The organism is Dellaglioa sp. CoH-57-MRSF-20 (assembly GCF_056781955.1).
This window is the reverse complement of record NZ_JBXAXV010000151.1, coordinates 1-384: the sequence shown is the minus strand read 5'-3', so window position 1 is coordinate 384 and position 384 is coordinate 1. Positions and strand designations below refer to the sequence as shown.

The 384-nt window shown below is 56.0% G+C and carries 1 protein-coding gene; it reads left to right on the top strand.

What is annotated here, in order from left to right; genetic code table 11:
* Positions 1–76: 76 nt before the first annotated feature.
* On the top strand, positions 77–384 hold a 308-nt coding region (locus tag AC1RPN_RS08565), incomplete at its 3' end, for a hypothetical protein (RefSeq protein WP_481763771.1).

The following is a 384-nucleotide window of genomic DNA, read 5'->3' as shown; positions in this document are numbered from 1 at the left end:
GCTCATCAACGACATCCTGATCTAGATTTTGCACAACCGGTGCGCGCCCTACATCGTGCTGTGCCCGGGACACCTTTTGGCCAACTACGTGAACGAAATGCTGTACTTCACGGGCGGCCAGATGAACGTGATTCCGCTCTCGATGGAAGCGGTTCGCGTGCACGGTATCGAGCGATTGCAAGCGATGTTGGAGGGTGCGCCACGTAACACTGTGGTGGTCGCCGACTACAACGCTCTCATGTACCGACAATACAGCGTGTGCTACGGCACGACGCCTGTCACGGTCTACCCAATCATTGACTTTCTGCGACAGTTTCGCTTTTCGTACGCAGGATTGGACGAATCGCACAAGGTGAAGAACGATACGGGGCGCACGCAAGCCAC